The sequence below is a fragment of the Streptomyces sp. NPDC001480 genome, from assembly GCF_042894725.1.
GTDB lineage: Bacteria > Actinomycetota > Actinomycetes > Streptomycetales > Streptomycetaceae > Streptomyces.
Map to the genome: position 1 here is coordinate 1 of NZ_JBIAVX010000039.1, position 26101 is coordinate 26101.

The 26101-nt window shown below is 71.3% G+C and carries 22 protein-coding genes; 16 read left to right on the forward strand and 6 right to left on the reverse strand.

Annotated features, from left to right (window positions below; translation table 11 throughout):
- Positions 1–157: 157 nt before the first annotated feature.
- Positions 158–1702: an MFS transporter gene (locus tag ACFY01_RS44735; RefSeq protein WP_390741531.1), complete on the reverse strand. Its 1545-nt coding sequence runs from the start codon at positions 1700–1702 to the stop codon at positions 158–160.
- A gap of 97 nt (positions 1703–1799) precedes the next feature.
- Here ACFY01_RS44735 and ACFY01_RS44740 point away from each other — a divergent pair, with 97 nt between their 5' ends.
- The gene (locus tag ACFY01_RS44740) at positions 1800–2387 is read left to right on the forward strand and encodes a TetR/AcrR family transcriptional regulator (protein WP_390741532.1); all 588 of its coding nucleotides are present in this window, start codon (positions 1800–1802) and stop codon (positions 2385–2387) included.
- A 315-nt stretch (positions 2388–2702) separates the two neighbouring features.
- Here ACFY01_RS44740 and ACFY01_RS44745 read toward each other — a convergent pair whose 3' ends face one another.
- Complete coding sequence (locus ACFY01_RS44745) at positions 2703–3914, reverse strand: PucR family transcriptional regulator (protein ID WP_390741533.1); 1212 nt, start codon at positions 3912–3914, stop codon at positions 2703–2705.
- A 164-nt stretch (positions 3915–4078) separates the two neighbouring features.
- Here ACFY01_RS44745 and ACFY01_RS44750 point away from each other — a divergent pair, with 164 nt between their 5' ends.
- The 4 genes from ACFY01_RS44750 to ACFY01_RS44765 all read left to right on the forward strand — a co-directional run bounded on the left by ACFY01_RS44750 (position 4079) and on the right by ACFY01_RS44765 (position 7805).
- Complete coding sequence (locus ACFY01_RS44750) at positions 4079–5005, forward strand: proline dehydrogenase family protein (RefSeq protein WP_390741534.1); 927 nt, start codon at positions 4079–4081, stop codon at positions 5003–5005.
- Positions 4998–5138: a hypothetical protein gene (locus ACFY01_RS44755; protein ID WP_390741535.1), complete on the forward strand. Its 141-nt coding sequence runs from the start codon at positions 4998–5000 to the stop codon at positions 5136–5138. Before ACFY01_RS44750 ends, ACFY01_RS44755 begins: the two co-directional genes overlap by 8 nt.
- A gap of 69 nt (positions 5139–5207) precedes the next feature.
- Complete coding sequence (pruA, locus tag ACFY01_RS44760) at positions 5208–6839, forward strand: L-glutamate gamma-semialdehyde dehydrogenase (RefSeq protein ID WP_390741536.1); 1632 nt, start codon at positions 5208–5210, stop codon at positions 6837–6839.
- Between the two features lie 96 nt (positions 6840–6935).
- Positions 6936–7805: an alpha/beta fold hydrolase gene (locus tag ACFY01_RS44765; protein ID WP_390741537.1), complete on the forward strand. Its 870-nt coding sequence runs from the start codon at positions 6936–6938 to the stop codon at positions 7803–7805.
- Here ACFY01_RS44765 and ACFY01_RS44770 read toward each other — a convergent pair.
- Entirely contained in the window at positions 7795–8673 is an 879-nt protein-coding gene (locus ACFY01_RS44770; RefSeq protein ID WP_390741538.1) for an alpha/beta fold hydrolase, read from the reverse strand. The two genes, ACFY01_RS44765 and ACFY01_RS44770, sit on opposite strands and share 11 nt — an antisense overlap.
- Before the next feature lie 86 nt (positions 8674–8759).
- Here ACFY01_RS44770 and ACFY01_RS44775 point away from each other — a divergent pair, with 86 nt between their 5' ends.
- On the forward strand, positions 8760–9299 hold the full coding sequence (locus ACFY01_RS44775) for a GNAT family N-acetyltransferase (RefSeq protein WP_390741539.1): 540 nt from the start codon (positions 8760–8762) through the stop codon (positions 9297–9299).
- 276 nt (positions 9300–9575) lie between these two features.
- Complete coding sequence (locus ACFY01_RS44780) at positions 9576–9707, forward strand: hypothetical protein (RefSeq protein WP_015493350.1); 132 nt, start codon at positions 9576–9578, stop codon at positions 9705–9707.
- 57 nt (positions 9708–9764) lie between these two features.
- On the opposite strand, the gene ACFY01_RS44785 is transcribed toward ACFY01_RS44780, so the two are convergent.
- Entirely contained in the window at positions 9765–11327 is a 1563-nt protein-coding gene (locus ACFY01_RS44785) for a purple acid phosphatase family protein (protein WP_390741540.1), read from the reverse strand.
- Positions 11328–11494: 167 nt separating this feature from the next.
- On the opposite strand from ACFY01_RS44785, the gene ACFY01_RS44790 reads away from it, so the two are divergent.
- The 8 genes from ACFY01_RS44790 (at position 11495) to cimA (ending at position 20210) form a co-directional block, all read left to right on the forward strand.
- Positions 11495–12538 carry a 3-isopropylmalate dehydrogenase gene (locus tag ACFY01_RS44790; protein ID WP_390741541.1) on the forward strand — a complete coding sequence of 348 codons (1044 nt, stop codon included), beginning with the start codon at positions 11495–11497 and terminating at the stop codon, positions 12536–12538.
- A 253-nt stretch (positions 12539–12791) separates the two neighbouring features.
- Entirely contained in the window at positions 12792–13883 is a 1092-nt protein-coding gene (locus tag ACFY01_RS44795; protein ID WP_390741542.1) for a branched-chain amino acid aminotransferase, read from the forward strand.
- Between the two features lie 148 nt (positions 13884–14031).
- Entirely contained in the window at positions 14032–14712 is a 681-nt protein-coding gene (gene ureA, locus ACFY01_RS44800) for an urease subunit gamma (RefSeq protein WP_390741543.1), read from the forward strand.
- The gene (locus tag ACFY01_RS44805; RefSeq protein WP_390741544.1) at positions 14709–16379 is read left to right on the forward strand and encodes an urease subunit alpha; all 1671 of its coding nucleotides are present in this window, start codon (positions 14709–14711) and stop codon (positions 16377–16379) included. The genes ureA and ACFY01_RS44805 overlap by 4 nt, the downstream gene beginning before the upstream one ends.
- 9 nt (positions 16380–16388) lie before the next feature.
- Positions 16389–17429 carry an agmatine/peptidylarginine deiminase gene (locus tag ACFY01_RS44810; RefSeq protein ID WP_390741545.1) on the forward strand — a complete coding sequence of 347 codons (1041 nt, stop codon included), beginning with the start codon at positions 16389–16391 and terminating at the stop codon, positions 17427–17429.
- A 26-nt stretch (positions 17430–17455) separates the two neighbouring features.
- Positions 17456–17656 (forward strand): hypothetical protein, encoded by a 201-nt coding sequence (locus ACFY01_RS44815; RefSeq protein ID WP_390741546.1) that lies wholly within the window; start codon positions 17456–17458, stop codon positions 17654–17656.
- The gene (locus ACFY01_RS44820) at positions 17653–18297 is read left to right on the forward strand and encodes a TetR/AcrR family transcriptional regulator (RefSeq protein WP_390741547.1); all 645 of its coding nucleotides are present in this window, start codon (positions 17653–17655) and stop codon (positions 18295–18297) included. The genes ACFY01_RS44815 and ACFY01_RS44820 overlap by 4 nt, the downstream gene beginning before the upstream one ends.
- Before the next feature lie 308 nt (positions 18298–18605).
- Positions 18606–20210, forward strand: a complete 1605-nt coding sequence (gene cimA, locus ACFY01_RS44825; protein WP_390741548.1) for a citramalate synthase — start codon at positions 18606–18608, stop codon at positions 20208–20210.
- Positions 20211–20290: 80 nt separating this feature from the next.
- Here cimA and ACFY01_RS44830 read toward each other — a convergent pair whose 3' ends face one another.
- On the reverse strand, positions 20291–20890 hold the full coding sequence (locus tag ACFY01_RS44830) for a GPP34 family phosphoprotein (protein ID WP_390741549.1): 600 nt from the start codon (positions 20888–20890) through the stop codon (positions 20291–20293).
- Positions 20891–20948: 58 nt separating this feature from the next.
- A complete protein-coding gene (locus ACFY01_RS44835) occupies positions 20949–22823 on the reverse strand; it encodes a ricin-type beta-trefoil lectin domain protein (protein ID WP_390741550.1) in 1875 nt (624 codons plus the stop codon).
- A gap of 236 nt (positions 22824–23059) precedes the next feature.
- On the opposite strand from ACFY01_RS44835, the gene ACFY01_RS44840 reads away from it, so the two are divergent.
- Complete coding sequence (locus tag ACFY01_RS44840; RefSeq protein ID WP_390741551.1) at positions 23060–26074, forward strand: glycoside hydrolase family 3 N-terminal domain-containing protein; 3015 nt, start codon at positions 23060–23062, stop codon at positions 26072–26074.
- Positions 26075–26101 lie beyond the last annotated feature (27 nt).

Consider the following 26101-nt stretch of genomic DNA (forward strand, 5'->3'; position numbering starts at 1 on the left):
GGGGGGCGGTGGGGGGGGTGGTGTGCGGCCCCAGGGGGGCGCGCGCTTTCAACCTGGTCGGCGCGGTGGGGCGGGGGGGGGGGCGGCGCCGGCGCCCCGGGGGGGGGGGGGGTGTGCACCCCCCCCCCCCCCGGCGCTTTCGTGCTCCACCGCCTCCTCAGGCGGCCACCTTCTCCGGCTCCTCGGCCTTCGGGGCCTCCCGCACGTTGATCCGCCGCAGCGTCGCGGCCGCTCCGACGGCCGCCAGGGCCAGCAAGGCCGCCCCGGCGATCGCCGCGCCCTGCATCCCGCTGGTGAAGGCCTCCCGTGCCGCCGTCGCCAGGGCGTCACCCGCGCGCCCCGGCAGCTGCCCGGCGACCGCCAGCGCGCCGCCCAGGGTCTCGTGGGCCTCGGCCGGGGCCGAGGAGGGGATGTCGCGGCGGTAGATCGCCGTACCGATGGAGCCGAGCACCGCCATGCCCAGCGCGCCGCCGAACTCCTGGCCGGTCTCCAGCAGTGAGGCGGCCGAGCCCGCCCGCTCCACCGGGGCCGCGCCGATGGCCAGGTCGGTCATCTGCGACATCACCATGACGATGCCGGAGGCGAGGACGCCGCACGCGGCCAGGACCAGCCAGAGCGAGTCCGTGCCGGCCAGGGCCAGCATCCCGTAGCCCGCCGCGGCGATGGCGAAGCCCGCGGTGACGACGTAGGCGCGGTTGACGCCCTTCTGGACCAGGGTGGTGGCCAGCGGGGCGGCCATGCCGATCGGGACGGAGGGCAGCAGCGCCCACAGGGCCGCCTCCATGGCGCTCTTGTCGAGCACCGACTGGAGGTACTGCGTGGTGAAGAACGCCGAGCCCATCATGCCGAACGCGGAGACGAGGTTCAGGACGACGGCGGGGGCGAAGCCGTGGCCGCGGAACAGGGCCGGCGAGATCATCGGCGAGGCCGCGGTGCGCTGACGCAGGACGAACAGGACCGCGAAGAGCAGACCGACGGCGATCGAGACGACGTACTGCGGGTGCCAGCCCTCGGAGGGGATCTCCTTCAGGCCGTAGATCACGGGGAGCACCGCGGCCATCGACAGGGGCACGCTGAGCAGGTCGAAGCGGCCGGGCGCGGGGTCCTTCGACTCGGGGAGCAGGAACGGGCCGAGGACCAGCAGCAGCGCCATCGCGGGCAGGTTGACCAGGAAGACCGAGCCCCACCAGAAGTACTGGACCAGGACGCCGCTCAGCACGGAACCGAGTGCGATGCCGCCCGTCATGACGCCGGACCAGATGCCGATCGCCTTCGCCCGCTGCCCGGGGTCGGTGAACATCGTGCGCAGCAGCGCCATCGTCGACGGCATGAGGGTGGCCCCGCCGATGCCGAGGACCGCGCGCGCCGCGATCAGGGTCTCGGCGCTGTTCGCGTACGCCGCCACCAGGGAGGCGGTCCCGAAGGCGGCCGCGCCGATCAGCAGCAGTTTGCGGCGGCCGATGCGGTCGCCCAGGGAGCCCATCGTCATCAGCAGGCCGGCCAGGACGAACGCGTAGATGTCGAAGATCCACAGCTGCTGGGTGCCGCTGGGCTTCAGGTCCGCGCTGATCGCCGGGATGGCGAAGTAGAGGACCGACACGTCCATCGAGACCAGCAGCAGCGGCAGCATCAGCACGCCGAGGGCGGTCCATTCGCGCCGTCCCGCGAGGGCGGCCGGGGTGGTGCTCGTCGAGTTCGTCATGCCGACGAATGTACGCGCGTCTTAAACGCTTGTCTAGAACGAATGTATAAGTCATGCGTCTAGGACGCACGTATGGATCGGCGGTAGGGTGGTCGGCATGGGACACCGTGAGGATCTGCTCGAAGGCGCCAAGCGCTGCCTGCTGCAAAAGGGCTTCGCGCGCACCACGGCGCGCGACATCGTCAAGGAGTCGGGGACCAACCTCGCCTCGATCGGCTACCACTACGGCTCGAAGGACGCGCTGCTCGCGCAGGCCTACATCTCGCTGGTGGAAGGCATGTCGGACGACTTCGGCGCGGCCGGGGACGACGGGATCGACGGAGCCCCCGGTTCGCTGGAACGGTTCCGCGCCGTGTGGAAGAACATCGTCGCCAGCATGCGGGAGCCCGGCTCGATGTGGCGGCTCAGCATGGAGGTCATGACCATCGAACTGCCCGAGGTCCGCGACACCTTGGCCCGCGCCCAGCGAGAGGGCGGCCGCGGCCTCGTCGCGCTGCTCATGGGCGTACCGGAGGAGGAGGTCTCCGACGAGACCGCGGACACCCTCGGCCGCTTCTACCTCACGCTGATGACCGGCCTCATCGCGCAGTGGACCTTCGACCCGAAGACCGCCCCCGACGCGGAGGCCCTCACCGAGGGCCTCCGTCAGGTCATCGAGGGCGCGACTCGTCCCCAGGGCCTGTAGCGAAAGTCCCTCCTCGGCCTCCGGCCGGGAGGTGGCCCCAGCGCGGCGACGCCCGGCGCGCTCCGCCCGGAGGGGACACCCCGCTCGCCGCACCGGGAGCACGCGCCGACCGCGACACCAGACCGCCCCGCGGGCGAACGACGGGCGTGGCGTTCTGCGTGACACCGAAGCCGATGCCGAACACCGCCGCCCCAGCGGCCGACAGCAGCAGACCGGGCAACACGAACCGCGCGGTGCCGTGCCGGTCGCCGTACCGCCCCGTCCCCCAGCGGGCCGCCGTCGAGGCTCCGGGCTGCACCACGCCAGGGCGGACCGCTAGAGCCGCGCCCCCTTCAGCGCCATGTGCAGCAGCAGCCGGTCCTCGCCGTCGTCGAGGTCCAGCCCCGTCAGCTGCTCGACCCGGGTGAGCCGGTAGTACAGGGTCTGGCGGTGGATGCCCAGTTCGGCTGCGGTGCGGCCGGCCTGGCCCGCGCAGTCCAGGTAGACCTCGGCGGTGCGGGCCAGCTCCTGGTGGGCGGGGGTGAGGAGCGGGGCGAGGACGGGGTCGCGGGCGGCCTCGGGCGGCAGGGAGGTCAGCAGGCGGTACGGGCCGATCTGCGCCCACTCGGCGACCGGCCCGAACCGGGGTTCGGCCAGCGCCGCACGGGCCGCCGCGGACGCCTCCTGCCAGGCGGCCCCCAGCTCGGCGAGCCCCAGCCGGGCGGCGGCGACCCCCGCGGCGACGGCCCCGCCCCCGCCGGCCGCCCGCTCCAGCAGCCGCCCCGCCGCCGACACCGCCGGGGTCGCGGCCTGCGTCGACCGCAGCCGCACCAGCAGCGCCAGCGACTGCGCGGCCAGTCCCCACGGCACCGTGCACAGCGCGGTCGCGCCCGGCAGCGTACGGACCGAGGGCGCGTCGTCCGGGTCGGCGGACGGCCAGGGCGCCACGCACACCAGCGTGTGCGGGCCGTCCGCGCGGGCTCCGAGGGCCGTGCGCAGCTCGGCCACCGCCATGTCCAGCGGCCAGCCCCGCTCGGCGGTGAGCACCGCCCGCAGTTCCCTGGTGAGGTCGGCGCCGTGCTGCGCCTCGTCCGCCAGCAGCGCCCCGATCCGGGCCGCGACCCCCATCGCCGCGGTCAGCTGCCGCTCGCTCGGTCCCGGGTCGTCGTCCAGCAGCCACACGTACCCGAGGACGACACCCCGATGGCGTACGGGCAGACAGATGCGCCCCCGGTACACCCCCGCCTCAGGGGTGGGCGGGATGCGGACCGGACCGGTCGCCCGGGTGATGCCGAAGCCCTCGAACCACGTCCGGACCGCGGACGTGGAGCGCCGGGTCAGGATCGAGCGGGTGCGCACCGGGTCCAGCGCCGAGGCGTCCAGCTCGCCCTCGCTGTCGTACGCGCCGAAGGCGATCAGCTCGAAGTCGCGGTTCTCCAGGGTCGCCGGAACGCCCAGCAGCTCCGAGATCTCGTCCACCAGCTCCTGGTAGTCACCCGCGTTCCTGAAGGGACCGGCATCGGACATCACCCGGGCATTCTGCCCCATATCCGCGCCGCTTCATACATCTGTCTGAGATCCGGTGAACGGATGCGTGACAGCTGTCGATGGCCGACGATCGGAGGGATCCTTAAATTTCACGGTGGTTCTCCGTGCCGTACCCGAACAGTCGGGTAACGGCCCTCTTCGGCCTTGTTGTGTGGAGGTGCCCCGTGCTGGGTCCCGTGATTCTCGCCGCGTCGCGCAGCGACCGGATGCGACGCCTGATCTCGGCGGCCCCGGTGACGAAGCAGGTCGTCGACCGTTTCATCCCCGGCGAGACGGTGTCCGACATCGTCCCGATCATCGAGGAGCTCACCGCCAAGGGCCTGGAGCTGACCATGGACGTGGTCGGCGAGGACATCACCACCCCAGAGCAGGCCGGCGCCGCCCGCGACGCCTACCTGCGGCTCGTCGAGCGGCTCAAGGAGCTGGAGCTCGGCGAGAAGGTCGAGATGTCCGTCAAGCTGTCCATGTTCGGTCAGGCCCTCCCCGGTGGCCACGAGCTGGCCCTGGCCAACGTCCGCCCGGTCGTCGAGGCCGCCGCCGCCATCGGTACGACCGTCACCCTGGACGCCGAGGACCACACGACCCTCGACTCGATGTTCGCCATCCACGAGGAGCTGCGGAAGGACTTCCCGCAGACCGGCTGCGTCATCCAGGCCTACCTCTTCCGCACCGAGGCCGACGCCCGCCGCCTCGCCGCGAGCGGCAGCCGCGTCCGCCTGGTCAAGGGCGCCTACAAGGAGCCCGCCGAGGTCGCCTACCAGCAGAAGCACGAGATCGACAAGGCGTACGTCCGGATCCTGCGGATCCTGATGGACGGCGAGGGATACCCGATGGTCGGCTCCCACGACCCGCGCCTGATCAGCATCGCCCAGGAACTCGCCCGCCGCGCCGGGCGCAAAATGGACGAGTACGAGTTCCAGATGCTCTACGGCATCCGCGGCGACGAGCACCTGCGGCTGGCCGCCGAGGGCCACCGCATGCGCGTCTACACCGCCTACGGCACCGACTGGTACGGCTACTTCATGCGCCGCCTCGCGGAGAAGCCGGCGAACCTGCGGTTCTTCCTGCGGAGCATGATCACCCATGGCTGATACGACGTGGCTGCGCCTCGGCACCTGCCGGGGGTCCGGGGGTTGTCCCCCGGGTAAGCACAGCATGCGCCGCCTCGCGGAGAAGCCCGCCAACCTGCGTTTCTTCGTCCGGTCGATGGTCAGCAAGGGCTGAGCCCACCCCCGCCAGACCCCAAAGCTCGCAAAGCTCGCACACACCGCTCAGTAAGGAGTAACGGAACCAATGGACGCTGTGACCCAGGTCCCCACCCCCGTCAACGAGCCGGTGCACGGCTACGCCCCCGGCTCGCCCGAGCGTGCCCGGCTGGAGGCCAAGCTGAAGGAGCTGGCCGAGAACCCGGTCGACCTGCCCTGCACCATCGGCGGTGAGAAGCGGATGGGCGGCGGCGAGGCCTTCCAGGTCGTCCAGCCGCACAACCACAAGGCCGTGCTCGGCACCTACCGCAACGCCACCCAGCAGGACGCCCAGGACGCCATCGACGCGGCCCTGGCCGCCGCGCCCGCCTGGCGCGCGATGTCCTTCGACGACCGCGCGGCGATCATCCTGCGCGCCGCCGAGCTGCTGGCCGGCCCCTGGCGCGAGACCATCGCGGCCTCCACCATGCTGGGCCAGTCGAAGACCGCCCAGCAGGCCGAGATCGACAGCCCTTGCGAGCTGGTCGACTTCTGGCGCTTCAACGTCCACTACGCCCGCCAGATCCTGGCCGAGCAGCCCCCGGCCAACTCCCCGGGCGTCTGGAACCGCCTCGACCACCGCCCGCTCGAGGGCTTCGTCTACGCGATCACCCCGTTCAACTTCTCCGCCATCGCGGCCAACCTGCCCACCGCGCCCGCGCTGATGGGCAACGTCGTGGTCTGGAAGCCGTCCCCGACCCAGACCCACGCCGCCGTGCTGCTCATGCAGCTCCTGGAGGAGGCGGGACTGCCCAAGGGCGTCATCAACCTCGTCACCGGCGACGGCATCGCGGTCTCCGAGGTCGCCCTGGAGCACCGCGACCTCGCCGGCATCCACTTCACCGGCTCGACGAAGACCTTCCAGTACCTGTGGAAGACGGTGGGCAACAACATCGAGAAGTACCGCTCCTACCCGCGCCTGGTCGGTGAGACCGGCGGCAAGGACTTCGTCGTCGCCCACCCGAGCGCCGACCGCGCCGTCCTCAAGACCGCCCTGACCCGCGGTGCCTTCGAGTACCAGGGCCAGAAGTGCTCGGCGACCTCCCGCGCGTACATCCCGGCGTCCATCTGGAACTCCGGTTTCAAGGAGGAGTTCGCCGCCGAGGTCGACGGCATCGCCATGGGCGACGTCACCGACTTCTCGAACTTCATCGGCGCGGTCATCGACGAGCGCTCCTTCGCCAAGAACAAGGCGGCGATCGACCGCGCGAAGGCCGACCCGAGCTGCACGATCGTCGCGGGCGGCAGCTACGACGACTCGGTCGGCTACTTCGTCCGCCCGACGGTCGTCGAGTGCACCGACCCGGAGAACGAGGTCTTCACCACCGAGTACTTCGGCCCGTTCCTCGCCGTCCATGTCTACGACGATGACAAGTACGACGAGATGCTGACCCAGATGGAGTCGGTGTCCGACTACGCCCTGACCGGCTCGGTCATCGCGAACGACCGCGCGGCGGCGGCGTACACGATGGAGAAGCTGCGCTACGCGGCCGGCAACTTCTACATCAACGACAAGTCGACCGGTGCCGTCGTCGGCCAGCAGCCCTTCGGCGGCGGCCGGTCCTCCGGCACGAACGACAAGGCCGGCGCCCCGCAGAACCTGACGCGCTGGACGCTGACCCGCGCCATCAAGGAGACGCTGGTCGCGCCGACCGACTACACCTACCCGCACATGGGCTGACCGCCCTCGCGAGCACGGGCCGGGAAGCCTGCCACAAGCGTGGCTTCCCGGCCCGTTTCCATGCCCGCGCCGCACGCGCCCGGGCAGACTCCTCTCATGAGCCTGGTGGAGAGCGAGAGCGAGAGCGAGTCGGTCGAGACCGACGACGGCGTACGCCTGTGGGCGGTCCGCTCGGGCGGCGGCGGCGCGCCGCTGGTGCTGTGCCACGGCGGGCCGGGCCTGTGGGACATGTTCGGGGACGTCGCCGGACTCCTGGCGGACACGACCCCGGTCGTCCGCTGGGACCAGCGCGGCTGCGGCCGCTCCCAGCGTTGCGCGGGGCCCTGGACGACCGAGCGGTTCGTGGCCGACCTGGACGCCGTACGACGGCACTTCGGGCTGGACCGGATGGCGCTGCTCGGCCACTCCTGGGGCGCGCAGCTGGCGCTGAGCTACGCGCTGGCCCACCCGGAGCGGGTGAGCGCGCTGGTCTACGTGAGCGGTACGGGCATCGGCCCCGACGCCGACTGGCACCCCGCCTACACGGCGAACTTCCGCGCCCGGCTCGGTGAGAGCTCCGAACGGCTGGCGCGCTGGCGGGAGTTGACCGACCGTCCCGGACGCACGGAGGCCGAGGACCGGGAGCTCGCGGTGCTCCAGTGGTCCGTCGAGTTCGAGGACCGGGACCACGCCCCGCACCACGCCGGCCGCATGGCCGACCCCTGGTTCGCGGTCAACACCGACTGCAACAAAGCCCTCAACGAGGAGCGGAAGCGGACCTGGGGCACCCGCGAGCTGTTCACCGCCTGCGAGGCCCTGGACGTACCCGTGACGATCGTCGACGGCGCCCGGGACATCCGCCCCCGCACGGCAGTCGACTCCCTGGAGCGTGCGCTGCCCCGGGTGCGCCGGGTTGTCCTGCCGGAGGCCGGGCACCTGCCGTGGGTCGAGGACCCCGAGGGCTTCCGGGAGGCGCTCAGGCGGTGAGCAGGTGCCGGTCGAGGAAGTCGGTCATGAGCCGCGCGATCTGCGGCGCGTGCGTCTCCAGGGCGAAGTGGCCGGTGGGGAGCAGATGCACCTCCGCCTCCGGCAGGTCCCGCTGGAAGGCGAGCGCACCGGCCGGCACGAAGATCTCGTCGTGCGCGCCCCACACCGCGAGCAGCGGGACCCGGCTGGTGCGGAAGTACTCCTGGAAGGCCGGGTACAGCGCGAAGTTGGCGCCGTAGTCGGAGATCAGGTCGAGCTGGATGTCGGGTTGGCCGGGACGGGCCATGAGGGCGGTGTCGTGCTCGTACGCGTCCGGGCTGACCGCCGACGGGTCCGGCACGCCGTGCAGGTACTGCCATCTGATCCCGTCCGGGCCGCTGATCTCCCGCACGGGCGCCTCCGTCTCGGGCGTCCGCTCCTCGATCAGCGCCAGTACGGGCGCCCAGGCCTCCTTGCCGAGTCCCTCCTCGTACGCGTTGCCGTTCTGGGTGACGATCGCGGTCACCCGCTCGGGGTGGGCGAGGGCCAGGCGCAGGCCGATCGGTGAGCCGTAGTCCTGGATGTAGAGGGCGAACTCCGTCAGCCCCAGCTGCTCGGTGAACTCCTGGGTGACGGCGGCAAGTTCGTCGAAGGTGTAGCTGAACTCCGAGGCGGCGGGCGCCGACGACCGGCCGAAGCCGATGTGGTCAGGAGCGATCACCCGGTAGCGGCCGGAGAGCAGCGGTATCAGGTCGCGGAACATGTGCGAGCTGCTCGGGAAGCCGTGCAGGAGCAGCAGGACCGGGGCGTCGGCGGGCCCCGCTTCCCGGTAGTACACGTCGAGGCCGCGCACGGTGGCGGTGCGGTGGTGGGTCCGGTGTGTGGTCATGGCGTCAGTGCACCACGGCCATACCTAACTGGTCAAGTGAAAATAGACGGTTAGAAACGGAAGCGGCTGCTGGAATACTGGGCCGCATGACCACCCGCCTCCGCACCGCTCACACCGCCGACCTCGACCCCGCCGAACTCCGCGCCGCCCGCGCCCTCCTCGACGACGCCTTCGACGGGGACTTCTCCGACGAGGACTGGGAGCACGGACTCGGCGGTGTGCACGCCCTCGTGCACGACGACGCCGGACTCGCCGCGCACGGCTCGGTGGTCATGCGCCGCGCACGCCACCGGGGCCGCTGGCTGCGCGTCGGGTATGTCGAGGCCGTCGCGGTACGCCCGGACGTGCGCCGCACCGGACTGGGCGGGCAGGTGATGGGCGCCCTGGAGCGGATCGTCGACCGGGCGTACGACCTCGGCGCGCTCTCCGCGAGCGAGGACGGCGCCCCCCTCTACACGGCCCGCGGCTGGCGGCTGTGGACCGGCCGGATCCACGCCCTCTCCCCGGACGGCATCGTCCGCCTCCCCGGCGAGGAGGACAGCACCTATCTGCGCCCCGCGCTCGCCGGCCCGCCCGACCCCGCGCACGAGCTGCTCTTCGACTGGCGGGACGGGGATGTTCTGTGACGGTCCGTACTCCAGTCGCGTAAGAAGAAACCGCAGGTCACAGCCGGGTGGCCCGGTTCGCCGTCTCAGATAGTAGGAAGTCCGACTAATTGTGGAGACAGGAGCGCGGCACTCCCTTACTTTTGTAGAAGCCGAACGTCTCGCTCGACCAAGCGAATGGCGGTCGTGAGCCGGGCCCCGCGCAGGCAATCCCTGTGGCACCGCTCCCCGCCCCATCCGGCGTCTCGTAACCCCTGTGCCTCTCCGCACCCCCATGTGCCGAAGGAGTCGATTTCCATGGCCGAGACGACCGTCCGCCGCCGAGTCCGCCACGTGTCCCGCACGAGCGAGTCCGACCGCAAGAACGCCGCCGCCGCCCTCCAGCGCGCCCTCGACCGCCGCGACAACGGCGGCGAGACCGGCCACTGAGCCGGCCGGCGCACCCCACGAACCGGGAGCCGCACCCGTTCGGGGTGCGGCGCGGCCTCACCCGCCGCGTCGCACCTCGAAGTGGTCCACCCGCTTGCCGTCCTGCGCCAGCGCCGACACCTTCAGCCTCGGTGACGCGCCCGCCCGCGCCTCGACCGACAGCAGCGAGAAGCCGGTGTACCGCACCCGGGACCACTCCACCGCCTCCGCCTGCGGGGCCTTCCCCTTGGTCCAGTAGAAGGTCTTCACCGCGTCGTGCCGGGTCACATGGCCCTCGTAACTGTCCTTCACGCCGGACGGGAACGCATACAGGTTCCGGCCGCCGCCGCCCGCGGTGACGTACACGATCCCGTCCCGCGCGGGGTCCGTGGACCCGCCGACCGGCACCGTCCTGGCGACCTTCCCGTCCTTGATGGCGTCCGTCCGCTCGTACACGTGGTTGTGCCCGTTGATCACCAGGTCGACCTTGTGCTTGGCGAACAGCGGCAGCCACTCCTTGCGGATGCCCCCGTCGGAGGCGTGCTGCGAGGTCGAGTAGGCGCAGTGGTGGAAGAACACCACCACGAAGTCGACGCCCTTCTCCGCCCGCAGCTCACCCAGCCTGCGGTCCAGCCACCGGGTCTGCCTGCCGCCCGTGTAGCCGAAGTTGGCGGGGATCTCGTACGACACGTCGTTGGCGTCCAGGGCCACGAAGCCGACGTTGCCGTACGTGAACGCGTACACGCCCGGCGCCGTGTGCGGGTCGAAGCCGCTGTCCGGGAGGGAGAAGCGGGCGAGCTGGCCGCCGTAGCCGTCGGGTGAGTACCAGGCCTCCATGTCGTGGTTGCCGGTGGTCACCATCCACGGCACCGACTTCGCCACCGGCTCGGTCTGCTTGAGGAACAGGTCCCAGAACGTGGGGTCGTAGCCGTCCGACTTCGAGCCGGCCCCGTTGACGTCCGCGTAGCAGATGTCGCCCGCGTGCAGGTGGAAGGCGGGCTTCAGGCGCAGCAGCAGATGGTCGTTGCCGTTGGCGCTGGTGCCGACGCCCTGGTCGCCGAAGGCGGTGAACACGAAGCTCTCCGGACTCGCGGGCGCGGTCCGGAAGGAGGTGATGGTCGAGCGGTGGGCGGGGGAGACGGGGTCCCAGCCGTCGTGGCCGACGCCGTAGTAGTACGTCGTGCCGGGCTTCAGGCCGTCCAGGGCCGCGTGCACGTAGTACTGCTCGACCGTCGGCCGCACCCCCTGCACCCCGGGCGTGTGCAGATGGCGCACCTCGGCCTCGATCCGGCGGCCGAGGTCGTCCGGCCGCAGCCCGACGCGTACGTACGGCTTCCTCACCGGGAACGGCACCTGCCAGGAGATGCGCATCCGGGTCCTCGGGTCGGCGCCGAAGGCCAGATGGCGGCCGAACGGGGTGACGACCGAACCGGACACGTGGGAGGCGGCGGGGGCGGGCGCGCCGGACGTGCGGGACGGCGTCCGCGTACCCCCGCAGCCGGTCAGCAGCCCGCCCGCCACCGCGCCCGCCGTCACCAGCGTGCGGCGCCGGGTGAGCCGGGTGCGCAGGTACTCGTACTGCTCGGCCATGCTCATCCGCTCCGCGAGCCGCCGCGGAATGCCGAAGTCAGGGGTCTCCATGCCGAGAGAAGTTCCCAGCGAATCCCAACACCCGGCCCACATACGGGTGAACGGCGGCCAACAGGATGACACCGACCCCTCGCCCGGGTGCCTCCACCCAAGTCCGCTACCGTCCGTATGGTGGACAAGCCGTGTCATCCCATGGGACGAGGAGTAGGGTTCCCGGCATGTCTCGCAGCATCGATCTCGCAGTGATCCCCGGTGACGGCATCGGCCAGGAAGTCGTGGCCGAAGGCCTCAAGGTCCTCTCCGCCGTCCTTCCCGAGGACGTGAAGCTGGAGACCAAGGAGTACGACTTCGGCGCCAAGCGCTACCACGCCACCGGTGAGACCCTCACCGACGCCGACCTCGACGCCCTCAAGCAGCACGACGCCATCCTGCTCGGCGCCATCGGCGACCCGTCCGTGCCGTCCGGCGTCCTGGAGCGGGGCTTCCTGCTCAAGCTCCGCTTCGCCTTCGACCACCACGTCAACCTGCGCCCCTCGAAGCTGCTGCCGGGTGTCGCCACCCCGCTCGCCGGCGAGCCGCAGATCGACTTCGTCGTGGTCCGCGAGGGCACCGAGGGCCCGTACACCGGCAACGGCGGCACCATCCGCAAGGGCACCGAGCACGAGGTCGCCACCGAGGTCTCCGTCAACACGGCCTTCGGTGTCGAGCGGGTCGTCCGCGACGCCTTCGCCCGCGCCCAGGCCCGCCCGCGCAAGAAGCTCGCGCTGATCCACAAGAACAACGTGCTGACCTTCGCGGGCCACCTGTGGACGAACATCTTCAACAAGGTGGCCGCGGAGTTCCCCGAGGTCACCACCGAGTACATGCACGTCGACGCGGCGACCATCTACCTGGTCACCCAGCCCGAGCGCTTCGACGTCATCGTCACCGACAACCTCTTCGGCGACATCATCACCGACCTCGCCGCGGCCGTCTCCGGCGGCATCGGCGTGGCCGCCTCCGGCAACATCAACCCCGGCCGCGAGTTCCCGTCCATGTTCGAGCCCGTCCACGGCTCGGCCCCGGACATCGCCGGCCAGGGCAAGGCCGACCCCACCGCCACGGTCCTGTCCGTCGCCCTGCTGCTGCGCCACCTCGGCTACGAGGGCGAGGCCATCCGGATCGAGGAGGCGGTCTCCGCCGACCTCGGCGAGCGCGCCCAGCTGCCCGCCCGCTCCACCTCCGAGATCGGCGACGCGCTCGCCGGCCGAGTAGCCGGCTGACCCGCCGCGCTGTTCGAACCTTTCGAAGCCGTCGGGTCGCATCCGCGCCCGGCGGCTTCCCCCGTGTCCCCGCCGGGTGCCACCATCAGCCTCAGGGCCGCATTCACCCCGATTCCTTCCGTCGCAGCTCCCCGCGAGATACTCGAACGCGGAGCCGCGGTACGAAGGAATGCTCGGACGTCCTAGCACTGGCCGGAAGGCCGTACGGGCGTGAGCGCGGCCCATCACTACAACCGGTGAAGGACAAGCACTCATGACGACGCCCACGATCGAGCTCAAGCCGTCCGCCCATCCGCTTCCCGCCGCCGAGCGCGAGGCGATCCTGGCGAACCCCGGATTCGGCCGCCACTTCACCGACCACATGGTGACGATCAAGTGGACCGAGGGCCGGGGCTGGCACGACGGCCAGCTCGTTCCGTACGCGCCGATTCCGCTCGACCCGGCCACCAACGTGCTGCACTACGCCCAGGAGATCTTCGAGGGCCTCAAGGCGTACCGCCGCCCCGACGGCTCCGTCGCCACGTTCCGCCCGGACCAGAACGCCAAGCGTTTCCAGCGCTCCGCCAAGCGCCTGGCCATGCCCGAGCTGCCCGTCGAGACCTTCATCGAGGCCTGTGACGCGCTCGTCCAGCAGGACAAGGACTGGGTGCCCGCGCACGGTGGCGAGGAGTCCCTCTACCTGCGCCCCTTCATGATCGCGACCGAGGTCGGCCTGGGCGTGAAGCCCGCCAACGAGTACCTGTTCCTCGTGATCGCCTCCCCGGCCGGCGCCTACTTCCCGGGCGGCGTCAAGCCCGTCTCCATCTGGGTCTCCGAGGACCGCGTCCGCGCCGTCCCCGGTGGCATGGGCGACGCCAAGACCGGCGGCAACTACGCCGCCTCCCTGCTCGCCCAGGCCGAGGCCGCCGTCCACGGCTGCGACCAGGTCTGCTACCTCGACGCCGTGCAGCACCAGTGGGTGGAGGAGCTCGGCGGCATGAACCTGTACTTCGTGTACGGCGACAAAATCGTCACCCCGACCCTGACCGGCTCCATCCTCGAAGGCGTCACCCGCGACTCCCTCCTCACCGTCGCCCGCGACCTCGGTTACGAGGCCGAGGAGGGCCGTGTCTCCGTCGAGCAGTGGCAGCGCGACTCGGAGAACGGGACCCTCACCGAGGTCTTCGCCTGCGGCACCGCCGCCGTCATCACCCCCGTCGGCACGGTCAAGCGCAGCACCGGCGCCGAGTGGAAGCAGTCGGACGGCCAGCCCGGCGAGGTCACCCTGAAGCTCCGCCAGGCCCTGCTGGACGTCCAGCGCGGCATCACGGAGGACAAGCACGGCTGGATGCACAAGCTCGGCTGATCGTCACCCGCCTTCGTCAGGGCCGCCCCGGACCTCGTGTCCGCGGCGGCCCTGACGTGTTCGGGGCCACTGCGGTCCTGACATGTTTAGAGTGGTGCTCTAAGTTAGAGTGGCGCTCTAATCCCGGAAGGCGAGGAGGTGCCCCGGCATGAGGCTGACCCCCACCGAACGTGACCGGCTGCTGCTGTTCTCGGCCGCCGAGCTGGCCCGCAGCCGCAAGGCCCGGGGGCTCAGGCTCAACGTGCCGGAGGCGACCGCGCTGATCGCGGACACGGTCTGCGAGGCCGCCCGGGACGGCAAGCGCCTCGCGGAGGCCGTCGAGGCGGCCCGCTCGGCACTGGGCCCCGCCGACGTCCTGCCGGGCGTCGCCGACGTCGTCACCGAGGTGCACGTGGAGGCCGTCTTCGACGACGGCTCCCGGCTCGCGGTGGTCTCCGACCCGATCGGCGGCGGGCTGGGGGAGGAGGCCCCGGGCGCGCTGCTGCCGGGCCCGGAGCACGCCGAACCCGAGCCCGTCGTCACGCTCACCGTCACCAACACGGCGACCGTGCCCGTCTCCGTCACCTCCCACTTCCACTTCTTCGAGGCCAATCCGCGCCTCGACTTCCCCCGCGCCGCCGCCTACGGGATGCGGCTCGCCGTGCCCGCCGGCTCGTCGGTCCGCTTCGGGCCCAGGGAGAGCGTCGAGGTCGGTCTCGTGCCGGTCGGGGGCGAGCGGATCGCGATCGGCTTCGCGGGACTCGTCGACGGGCCGCTGGACGCGCCAGGCGCCAAGGAAGAGGCCCTGCGCAGGGCCGCCGCCTGCGGATACCTGGGAGCCGAGGCATGAACCCGTACGAGTACGCCGCCACGCACGGCCCGCGCGCGGGCGACCGGGTCCGGCTGGGCGACTCCGGCCTGACCGTCCGCGTCGAGTCCGACTCCCAGCGCTACGGCGACGAGTTCCTCGCCGGCTTCGGCAAGACCGCCCGCGACGGACTGCACCTCAAGGCCGCCGCCGTGCGCGCCACCTGCGACGTCGTGATCAGCAACGTCGTGGTGATCGACGCGGCCCAGGGCATCCGGAAGGTGTCCATCGGCATCCGCGAGGGACGGATCTGCTCGATCGGGCGGGCCGGGAACCCCGACACCCTCGACGGGGTCGACGTGGTCGTCGGCACGGGTACGTCGATCGTGTCCGGGGAAGGGCTGATCGCGACCGCCGGGGCCGTCGACACGCACGTCCACCTGCTGTCGCCGCGCATCATGGAGGCCTCGCTCGCCTCCGGCGTGACCACGATCATCGGGCAGGAGTTCGGCCCGGTGTGGGGCGTCGGCGTCAACTCGCCGTGGGCGCTCCGGCACGCCTTCAACGCCTTCGACGCCTGGCCGGTCAACATCGGCTTCCTCGGCCGGGGTTCGTCGTCCCACTCCGCTCCCCTGATCGAGGCGCTGGCCGAGGGCGGGGCGAGCGGCTTCAAGGTGCACGAGGACATGGGCGCCCACACCCGGGCGCTGGACACCGCCCTGCGCGTCGCCGAGGAGCACGACGTCCAGGTCGCCCTGCACAGCGACGGGCTGAACGAGTGCCTGTCGGTCGAGGACACGCTGAGGGTGCTGGAGGGCCGCACCATCCACGCCTTCCACATCGAGGGCTGCGGCGGCGGACACGTGCCGAACGTGCTGAAGATGGCCGGCGTCCCGAACGTCATCGGCTCCTCCACCAACCCGACCCTGCCCTTCGGCCGGGACGCGGTCGCCGAGCACTACGGCATGATCGTCTCCGTCCACGACCTCAAGACCGACCTGCCCGGCGACGCGGCGATGGCCCGCGACCGCATCCGCGCCGGCACCATGGGCGCCGAGGACGTGCTGCACGACCTGGGCGCGATCGGCATCACCTCCTCCGACGCGCAGGGCATGGGCCGGGCGGGGGAGACGGTCCGCCGTACGTTCGCGATGGCCGGGAAGATGAAGGCCGAGTTCGGCGCCCCCGAGGACCACGACAACGAGCGCGTCCTGCGCTACATCGCCAAGCTGACCATCAACCCCGCCATCGCGCACGGCCTGTCCCACGAGGTCGGCTCGATCGAGGTCGGCAAGCTCGCCGACATCGTGCTGTGGCGCCCGGAGTACTTCGGCGCCAAGCCGCAGCTCGTCCTCAAGGCGGGCTTCCCGGCCTACGGCGTGGTCGGCGACCCGAACGCGGCCACCGACACCTGCGAACCCCTCGTGCTCGGCCCGCAGTTCGGGGCGCACGGGGCGACCCCGGCCGACATCTCCGTCGCCTTCGTCGCCCAGGCCGCCCTCGACCAGGGAGGCGACCGGATGCCGACCCGCCGCAGAAGGGTCGCCGTCCGCGGCACCCGCGGCATCGGCCCCGCAGACCTGCGCCTCAACTCCCGTACCGGAGCGGTCGACGTCGACCAGCGGACCGGACTGGTCACCCTCGACGGCGAACCGATCCGTTCCGAGCCCGCCGACTCGGTCTCCCTCAACCGCCTCTACTTCCTCTGAGGACCCCTGATGTCCGCTGCCGCCGACGGCTTCCGCATGCCCCCCGAGTGGGCCCCGCACGAGCGCACCTGGATGGCCTGGCCGGGCCCCAACCCCACCTTCGACGACCCCGGGGACCTGGCCGCCGCCCGAGCCGCCTGGGCCGCGGTCGCCCGCGCCGTCCGCCGCTTCGAACCGGTGACGGTGGTGTGCGGCCCCGGCCAGTCCGCCGACGCCGCCGAGCTGCTCGGCCCCGGCGTCGACACCGTCGAGCGTGACCTCGACGACGCCTGGATGCGGGACATCGGCCCCACCTTCCTCACCGACGGCAAGGGCCAACTGGCCGCCGTCGACTGGACGTTCAACGGCTGGGGGGCCCAGCACTGGGCCCGCTGGGAGCACGACGCGAAGATGGCCGGGTACGTCTGTGACCTCGCGGGCGCCAGGACGTACGCCTCGCGGCTGGTCAACGAGGGCGGCGCGATCCACGTCGACGGCGAGGGCACGGTCCTGCTGACGGAGACGGTCCAGCTCGGCCCGGAGCGCAACCCGCACTGGTCGAAGGAGGAGGTCGAGGCGGAGATCCACGCCCAGCTCGGCACCCGCAAGGCGATCTGGCTCCCGCGCGGCCTCACCGGCGACTACCCCCCGCACGGCTTCGGCACCCTCGGCCACGTCGACATCGTCGCCGCGTTCGCCCGCCCCGGCGTCGTCGTGGCCCACCACCAGCCGGACCCGGCCCACCCCGACCACGAGGTGACGAAGGAGGTCATCGGCATCCTGCGCGCCCAGACGGACGCGCACGGCCGCCCTCTGGAGGTCGTCGAGGTGGCCGCCCCCACCGCCCTGGAGGCCGACGGCCACTGGGCCGACTACTCCTACATCAACCACTACCTCTGCAACGGCGGGGTCGTCCTGTGCGGCTTCGACGACCCGCGCGACGAGGACGCCGCCGGGATCTTCCGCCGGCTGTTCCCCGAGCGGACGGTGACCCTGGTGGACGCCCGGACCGTCTTCGCGGGCGGAGGCGGTATCCACTGCATCACGCAACAGCAGCCCAAGACCCGGTGACGGCCCGGGTCGGGTAGAACAGACGGGTGAACGTCCTGGTCTGCGCGGCGTGTGGCCGCCGTCTCAGCGAGCCGCTGCGGCTGCTTCCCGTGCTGCCCGAACGCCCCGGGCACGACGGGCGGAAGGGCCCCGACGGCTCGCCGCACCCGGGTCCGGAGCGGATGGGGGCCGAGGGGCCGTACGAGACCCACTTTCTGCCCGACGCCGTGCGGGCGGTCCCGGTATGAACGCGCCCCCGTCGTCGCCGCGCCGCCGGACCCCCGCCCCGCCCCGCGAGGAGGTCCTCGCCGCGGCCATGGACATGATCGCCGAGCGCGGTCTCGAACAGCTCACCATGGCGGCGCTCGGCCGTGCGGTCGGTATGAGCAGCGGGCACCTGCTGTACTACTTCCGCTCCAAGGACGAGCTGCTGCTCCAGACCCTGGAGTGGAGCGAGGGCCGTCTCGGCACCGAGCGCGCGCGGCTCCTCACCCGGCCGGGAACCGCCCGCGAGCGCCTCGACGCCTACGTCGACCTGTACGTACCCGACGACCACCGCGACCCGCACTGGACGCTGTGGCTGGAGGTCTGGAACCGCTCGCAGAACGCCTCCGACGACGCCCGCGACCGCCAGGCCGCCATCGAGGGCGCCTGGCACCGCGACCTGGTCGCCCTGCTCGCGGACGGCGTCGCCCGCGGCGAGTTCCGCCCCGTCGACGCCGGCCGCTTCGACGCCGACCGCTTCGCCGCCCGGCTGCGCGCCCTCCTCGACGGCTTCTCCATCCACGTGGCGGTCGGCCTGCGCGGCACCGACCGCGGGCAGATCCTCGGCCACGTACGGGAGTTCCTGGACGACTCACTCGGCCGGCCGAAGCTCACGGACTGTTGATCACCGTACGCGTACCGCATCCTGAGACGGTCCGTGAGCCGGGGGCTGGGCTGTGCCAAACTGCCCCCGTGCTCTCGTTCGCCATGATTATTGGCAGCAGGCGCGCCGGTCCGCAGTGACCACCACGTACGACCAGGTACGGGTGGCCATCGTCGTCCTCGACCCGCGCGCAGACCTCTCGCACCCGCGAGGGGTTTTTTCGTTTTCCGGCCCACCTTCAGCCGGAGACGGAGCGCGAGGGACCATGAGGGGACGGTGGAGCCGGTCATTCCGGTAAGACCGAGATTCAAAACAGGAGCCCTGAGACCATGACCGAAACCAGCCGGCTGGACGATACGTTCCACGTCTTCGACACCACCCTGCGCGACGGCGCCCAGCGCGAGGGCATCAACCTCACCGTCGCCGACAAGCTGGCCATCGCTCGGCACCTGGACGACTTCGGCGTGGGCTTCATCGAGGGCGGCTGGCCCGGCGCCAACCCGCGGGACACCGAGTTCTTCGCCCGCGCACAGCAGGAGATCGACTTCAAGCACGCCCAGCTGGTCGCCTTCGGCGCCACCCGCCGCGCGGGCGCCAAGGCCGCGGACGACCCCCAGGTCAAGGCCCTGCTCGACTCCGGCGCCCCGGTGATCACCCTGGTCGCCAAGTCGCACGACCGGCACGTGGAACTGGCGCTGCGCACCACCCTGGACGAGAACCTGGAGATGGTCCGCGACACCGTCTCCTTCCTGCGCGAGCAGGGCCGCCGGGTCTTCGTCGACTGCGAGCACTTCTTCGACGGCTACCGGGCGAACCCCGAGTACGCCAAGTCGGTCGTCCGGGCGGCCTCCGAGGCGGGCGCGGACGTGGTGATCCTCTGCGACACCAACGGCGGCATGCTCCCCGCCCAGGTCCACGCGGTCGTCTCCACCGTCCTCGCCGACACCGGCGCCCGGCTCGGCATCCACGCCCAGGACGACACCGGCTGCGCGGTCGCCAACACCCTCGCCGCCGTCGACGCGGGCGCCACCCACGTCCAGTGCACGGCGAACGGCTACGGCGAGCGCGTCGGTAACGCCAACCTCTTCCCGGTCGTCGCCGCCCTGGAACTGAAGTACGGGAAGAAGGTCCTCCCCGACGGCCGGCTCCGCGAGATGACCCGCATCTCGCACGCCATCGCCGAGGTCGTCAACCTCACCCCCTCCACCCACCAGCCCTACGTCGGCGTCTCCGCCTTCGCCCACAAGGCGGGCCTGCACGCCTCCGCCATCAAGGTCGACCCCGACCTCTACCAGCACATCGACCCCGAACTCGTCGGCAACACCATGCGCATGCTGGTCTCCGACATGGCGGGCCGCGCCTCGGTCGAGCTCAAGGGCAAGGAACTCGGCATCGACCTCGGCGGCGACCGCGAACTGGTCGGCCGGGTCGTCGAGCGGGTCAAGGAGCGGGAGCTCAAGGGCTACACCTACGAGGCCGCCGACGCCAGCTTCGAGCTGCTGCTGCGCGCCGAGGTCGAGGGCCGGCCGCTGAAGTACTTCGACGTGGAGTCCTGGCGCGCCATCGTCGAGGACCGCCCCGACGGCACCCACGCCAACGAGGCCACCGTCAAGCTGTGGGCCAAGAGCGAGCGCATCGTCGCCACCGCCGAGGGCAACGGCCCCGTCAACGCCCTCGACCGGGCCCTGCGGGTCGCCCTGGAGAAGATCTACCCCCAGCTGGCCAAGTTCGAGCTGGTCGACTACAAGGTCCGCATCCTGGAGGGCAAGCACGGCACGTCGTCCACGACCCGTGTGCTGATCTCCACCTCCGACGGCGCCGGCGAGTGGTCCACGGTCGGCGTGGCGGACAACGTGATCGCGGCGTCCTGGCAGGCCCTGGAGGACGCCTACACGTACGGCCTGCTCCGGGCTGCCGTGGAGCCCGCGGAGTGAGCACGGCGCGGGCCTGACCGAAGACGACGGCGCCCCCCCTGACCCGGGCCCGCCGGCGTTCCCGGGACGGGACCAGGTGGTCAGGGTGCCCGCCAGATGTTGTCGAAGGCCACGTTCTCGATGCGCCGCCGCTCGCGCACGGCCGCCAGCTCCGTCACCGCGTCGCCGACGGCCGCCAGGACGGTGAGGACCGCCTCGTCGCCGGGCTCCTCCTCCGGCGGCCGCTCGCCCTGGATGCCCAGGGTGGCGGCGAGCCCGGTGAGCACGGGCTCGCGGGACCACCAGCGGTCGGCGGCGTGCCGCCGGGCCGGGGTGTCGGCCGCCGCCGCCTTGTCGGCCCGGTGCGGCCAGCGGTGCCGCTTCCCGGACAGCTGCCCCTCGGCGTCCAGGGCGTCACCGTAGGCCGTGGCCAGCCCGTGCCCCCGGCGCCACAGCCAGTCCTCGACCGACTCGTGCGGCTCCTTCCGCACGAGCGCCGCCTGCGCCTCGTCCAGCATCCGGTCACCCGTGTCCAGCACGGGACCGGGCACGATGCGCTCACCGTCCAGCGTGAGCGCCCGCGCGCCGAGGAGGTCGATCAGCTCGGCTCCGGCGAGCGCGAGCGACACGTCGCCCGGCTCGACGGGGCGGTCGCCGGGTACGTCGAGGCTGACGAGGAGCAGGTCCCGCGGTGTGGTCATACCCCTACCATGGGCCGGGCCGGCCCGGGGCGCAGCCCGGCGGCACCCGTTTCCGGCCCTACTGGAGCTTCCACTTCTGGTTGGCGGCCCCGGTGCAGGACCAGATCTGGGCCCGTGCCCCGTCGGCCGAGGAGTTGTCGGTGACGTCCAGGCACTTGTTCGCCGCCGTGTTCACCACATCACCGGTCGAGGCGTTGTACGACCACTGCTGGGCCCCGCTGCCGTTGCAGTCGTAGAGCTGCACCTTCGCCCCGTCGGCCGTGGACCCCGACGTCACGTCCAGGCACTTGCCGAGCGCCTGCACGGACCCGTCGGACATGACGGTCCACTTCTGCGCCGTCGTGCCGTTGCAGTCGTAGAGCTGCACCGCCGTGCCGTTGGCGCTCGACCCGCCCGCCACGTCCAGGCACTTGCCGGCGAGGCCGACGAAGGCGCCGCTCGTGCTTCCGCCGCCGGACTGGGTGCCGGACCAGGTGAAGGTCGCCGAGGTCTTGCCCGGCAGCGAGTAGGTCGCGTGCTGGGAGCCCCAGTCGATGGTGACCGTCTTGGCGGTGGACGAGTCGTTGTAGGCGATCAGGGCCTTCGAGCCGTCCGGGTTGCGCCAGGCCACGTTCGGCACGGAGGTGGACGCCGTCGAGGCGATCCGCTGCGCGCCCGGCCGTACGAACTTGGTCAGGTGGCCCATCGTGTAGTACTCGACGGTGTAGTCGACGGTCCCGCTCGCGCCGTCCCCGTCGTGCACGGTGACCAGACCGGTGCAGGTGCCGCAACCGCCGTTGTGCGGGCCCATGTTCTGGTCCACGGCCAGCGACCACTTGGTCACCGACTTCGCCCAGTTGCGGGTGTAGTCGATGATGTTGTTCATGTCCTCGCGCTGCTGGTTGGCGACCCAGGTGCCCCCGGAGTGCTCGGTGCCGAACGCGTCCAGGTTCGGGTACTGGTTGTGGACGCTGGTCTGCTTGGAGACGCCGCTGATGTCGCTGTAGCCGTGCCAGGCGATCCCGCCGAAGTTGGGGTGGTTGCGGATCGTCGCGTCGTCGACGGACGCGGCCGCGTAGGAGTCGTAGACGTCCCAGTTCCAGTCGTGCGCCAGGACCTTGGTGGACAGCCCGGCCGACTGGAGCTTCGGCAGCAGCTCGTTCTTGAGGAAGTACTGGAGGCCGGAGGCGTTCCAGCTCATCGACGGGTAGCCGGAACAGCAGGTCGGCTCGTTCTGCGGGGTCACGTAGGCGACGTCGACGCCCTGGTTCCGGTACGCCTGGAGGTACTTCACGAAGTAGGCGGCGTACGCCCCGTAGTCCTCGGACTTCAGCCAGCCGCCGTTGAGCGAGCCGCTGTCCTTCATCCAGGCCGGAGCCGTCCATGGCGAGGCCATGACAGTCAGGGACGGGTTCAGCTGGAGGGCCTGCTTGGTGAGCGGGACGACGTCCGCGATGTCGTGCGAGATGGAGAAGCTGTTCAGGTTCGGGTCCGTCTGGCCGGCCGGCACGTCGTCGTACGTGTACCCGTAGCGCGCCAGGTCCGAGGCGCCCATCGGATTGCGCAGGAACGACAGCCCGATCCCGTCCGTCGGCGAGAACAGCTTCCGCATGGTCGCGTCCAGCGTGGACCGGGACAGCGCGCCGCTGCTGTTCATCAGCCAGGCGGCGGTGTCCGTGAAGGAGGCGCCGCCGCCGGTGAAGGTCTGGTAGCGGGTGTTCTCGTCGACGGTGATGTTCTCACCGCTGCCGCCGCTGCCCGACTGGAAGGCGAACGGCGTCTGCGCCTGGAGCCCGCGCGTGACATGGCGTCCGGCGGAGTCGTCGGTGGTGGTGAGGTACGCGGTGACCTGCTCGCCGGCCGCGTGCGCGGAGGGCATGCCGAGAGTCGTGAGCCCGGCGGTGGTCAGCAGCCCGGCGAACAGCAGCCGGGCCGTTCGCAGACGTCTTCTCATGGTGCGCCGCCCTTCGTGAGGTGGGGGTTGGGAGGCGTGCGAGCCGTGAGTAAATGACGGCTTCCCATAGACGTCAAGGGGTCTCGCATTCACAAACCAAACGCACAACGGCCTTGATCCGGCCGCAGGTTGGCCCTGCACCACTTCTGACGTGAAGTATTGACGGCCGTGCGCACCACTTGTTAACTCACGGCGTGATCTAAGTCATGAGTGAACCAAGAGCCGAGGGAAGGTCCATGCGAAGAACCGCCCTGCTCGTCTCCGCCGCACTCCTCACCGGTCTGCTCCCCTGGGCGACCGCCCGAGCCGCCGACGACCCGGCCCCCGTTCCCGTCGACCGCTTCGAGGGCGAGGTCCCCTTCGCCTCCCAGCCCGCCGAGGGCATCTTCACCTGGGGCGGCGACTCCGACGATCCGCCCGCCCTTCGGCTCGCCGCCCGCCCGGACGCCCCCGAGGGCGAGAAGGTCCTCGCCGGCAGCTACGACATCAGCGGCTACGGCGGCCTCACCCACGACTACGCCGCGACCCAACCCGCCCACGACTGGTCCGCCCACAAGGGCATCCGCTTCTGGTGGGACGGCCGGGGCAACGGCAAGAAGACCGCCTTCGAGATCAAGGACGGCGGCGCGAACGGCGAGGCCTCGGAACTCTGGACGACCTCCTTCACCGACGACTTCACCGGCTGGAAACAGATCGAGATCCCGTTCACCGACTTCACCTACCGAACGGACTACCAGCCCGTCGGCGGCATCGACCACGTCCTCGGCCTCACGCAGATGTGGGGGTACTCCGTCACGCTCCCCACCGGCGTCAAGGGCACCTTCGCCATGGACGACGTCGAGCTCTACGGCAAGGCCGACCCGTCCCTGCGCGCCTCCGTCACCACCGACTCCGCCGTCCACCCGGTCAAGGAGGGCGGCACCGCCACGGTCCGGGTCACGCTGTCCACCACGGGCGCCACTCCGGTCGACGAGCCCGTCACGGTCACCTACGAGACGACGGCCACCGGAACCGCCACCCCCGGCAAGGACTACACCCCGGTCTCCGGCACCCTCACCTTCCCGGCCGGCACGGCCTCCGGCGCCTCACGGACCATCAAGGTCCACACCCTTAAGGACCGGACGGCCGAGTCCGCCGAGACGATCCCCCTGAAGCTCACGGTGACCGGCGCCAAGGCCCCCGCCGAGACCCCGCAGATCGTCGTCGACGCCCACGGACTGCCGTACCTGAACAGCAAACTGCCCGTCAGGAAGCGCGTCGCGGACCTCGTGTCCCGCATGTCCCTGGCGGAGAAGACCGGCCAGATGACCCAGGCCGAGCGCGGGGCCGTCGGGAACGGGGGCGACATCGCGGCGTACGACCTCGGCTCCCTGCTCTCCGGCGGCGGTTCCACCCCCACGCCCAACACCCCCGGGGCCTGGGCGAAGATGATCGACGCCTTCCAGCTCAGGGCACAGGCGACCCGCTTCCAGATCCCGCTGGTCTACGGCGTGGACGCCGTCCACGGCCACAACAACCTGGTCGGCGCCACGATCATGCCGCACAACATCGGCATCGGCGCCACCCGTGACCCCCGGCTCGCCCAGCGGACGGGCAATGTGACGGCCGCCGAGGTCCGGGCCACCGGCATCCCCTGGGACTTCGCCCCCTGTCTCTGCGTCACCCGCGACGAACGCTGGGGCCGCTCCTACGAGTCCTTCGGCGAGGACCCGGCCCTCGTCCGGTCCATGGAGACGATGATCCAAGGCCTCCAGGGCCGGGCGGACGGCAGCGACCTGGACCGGAACGACAAGGTACTCGCCACCGCCAAGCACTTCGTCGGCGACGGCGGCACCGAGTACGGCTCCTCGACGACCGGGACCTACAAGATCGACCAGGGCGTCACCAAGGTCACGAGGCAGCAGCTGGAGGCCGTCCACCTGTCCCCGTACCAGACCGCCGTCGACCGGGGCATCGGCACGGTCATGCCGTCGTACTCGTCCCTCGACATCCTCGGCGACGGACGGGGCCCGGTGAAGATGCACGCCCGAGCCGACATGATCAACGGCGTGCTCAAGGGCCGCATGGGCTTCGACGGCTTCGTCATCAGCGACTGGAACGCCATCGACCAGCTCCCCGGCGACTACGCGTCCCACGTCCGCACCTCGGTCGACGCTGGCGTGGACATGATGATGGTGCCGTACGGCTACAAGGACTTCGCCACGACCCTGACCGACGAGGTGAAGGCGGGCCGGATCAGCGAGAAGCGGATCGACGACGCCGTCTCCCGCATCCTCACCCAGAAGTTCAGGCTGGGCCTCTTCGAGCACCCGTACGCCGACACCACCGGCGCCGCGAAGATCGGTTCACCGGCCCACCGCGCCGTCGCCCGGCAGGCGGCCGCCGAGTCGCAGGTGCTGCTGAAGAACTCGGGCGGCCTGCTGCCACTGCGCAAGAACCAGAAGGTGTACGTCGCCGGATCCAACGCCGACGACATCGGCGACCAGACCGGCGGCTGGACGGTCACCTGGCAGGGCTCCTCCGGCAACATCGTCCCGGGCACGACGATCCTGGACGGAATGCGCAGGGATGCCGGGACCATCACCTACTCCAAGGACGCCTCCGCACCCCTGACCGGCTACGACGTCGGAGTGGTCGTCGTGGGCGAGACCCCCTACGCCGAGGGCGTCGGCGACGTCGGCAACGGCCACGACCTCCAACTCTCCGCCGCCGACCAGGCGGCCGTGGACAAGGTCTGCGCCGCCATGAAGTGCGCGGTACTGATCGTCTCCGGGCGCCCGCAGCTCATAGGCGACCGGCTCGGGAAGATCGACGCCCTCGTCGCCTCCTGGCTGCCCGGCACCGAGGGCGACGGCGTGGCCGACGTCCTCTACGGCAGGCGGCCCTTCACCGGACAGCTCCCCGTCACCTGGCCCAGGTCCGAGGCCCAGCTGCCGATCAACGTGGGCGACACGTCGTACGACCCGCAGTTCCCGTACGGCTGGGGCCTGACCACTCTCACCAAAACCCCGCGAGGCGACACACCGACCCTGCGGGCACTGGCCGCCGCCGCGACGGTGGCCGAGCGGACGGGCGCGGACGAGACCGGGCGCCGGCTGGTCACCAAGGCACGCCTGATCGTCCAGAACCAGGTGGGGCAGCGGATGACCCCCGCAGTGGCGAAACCCTTCGCCGAAGCGGACCACCTGCTGCTGACCGGACGGTACGGGCAGGCGGCGCGCAAACTGCTGGAGGCCTACCGGGCGGCCTGACCTGACCGGTTCTGGGAGGCTTCGGGT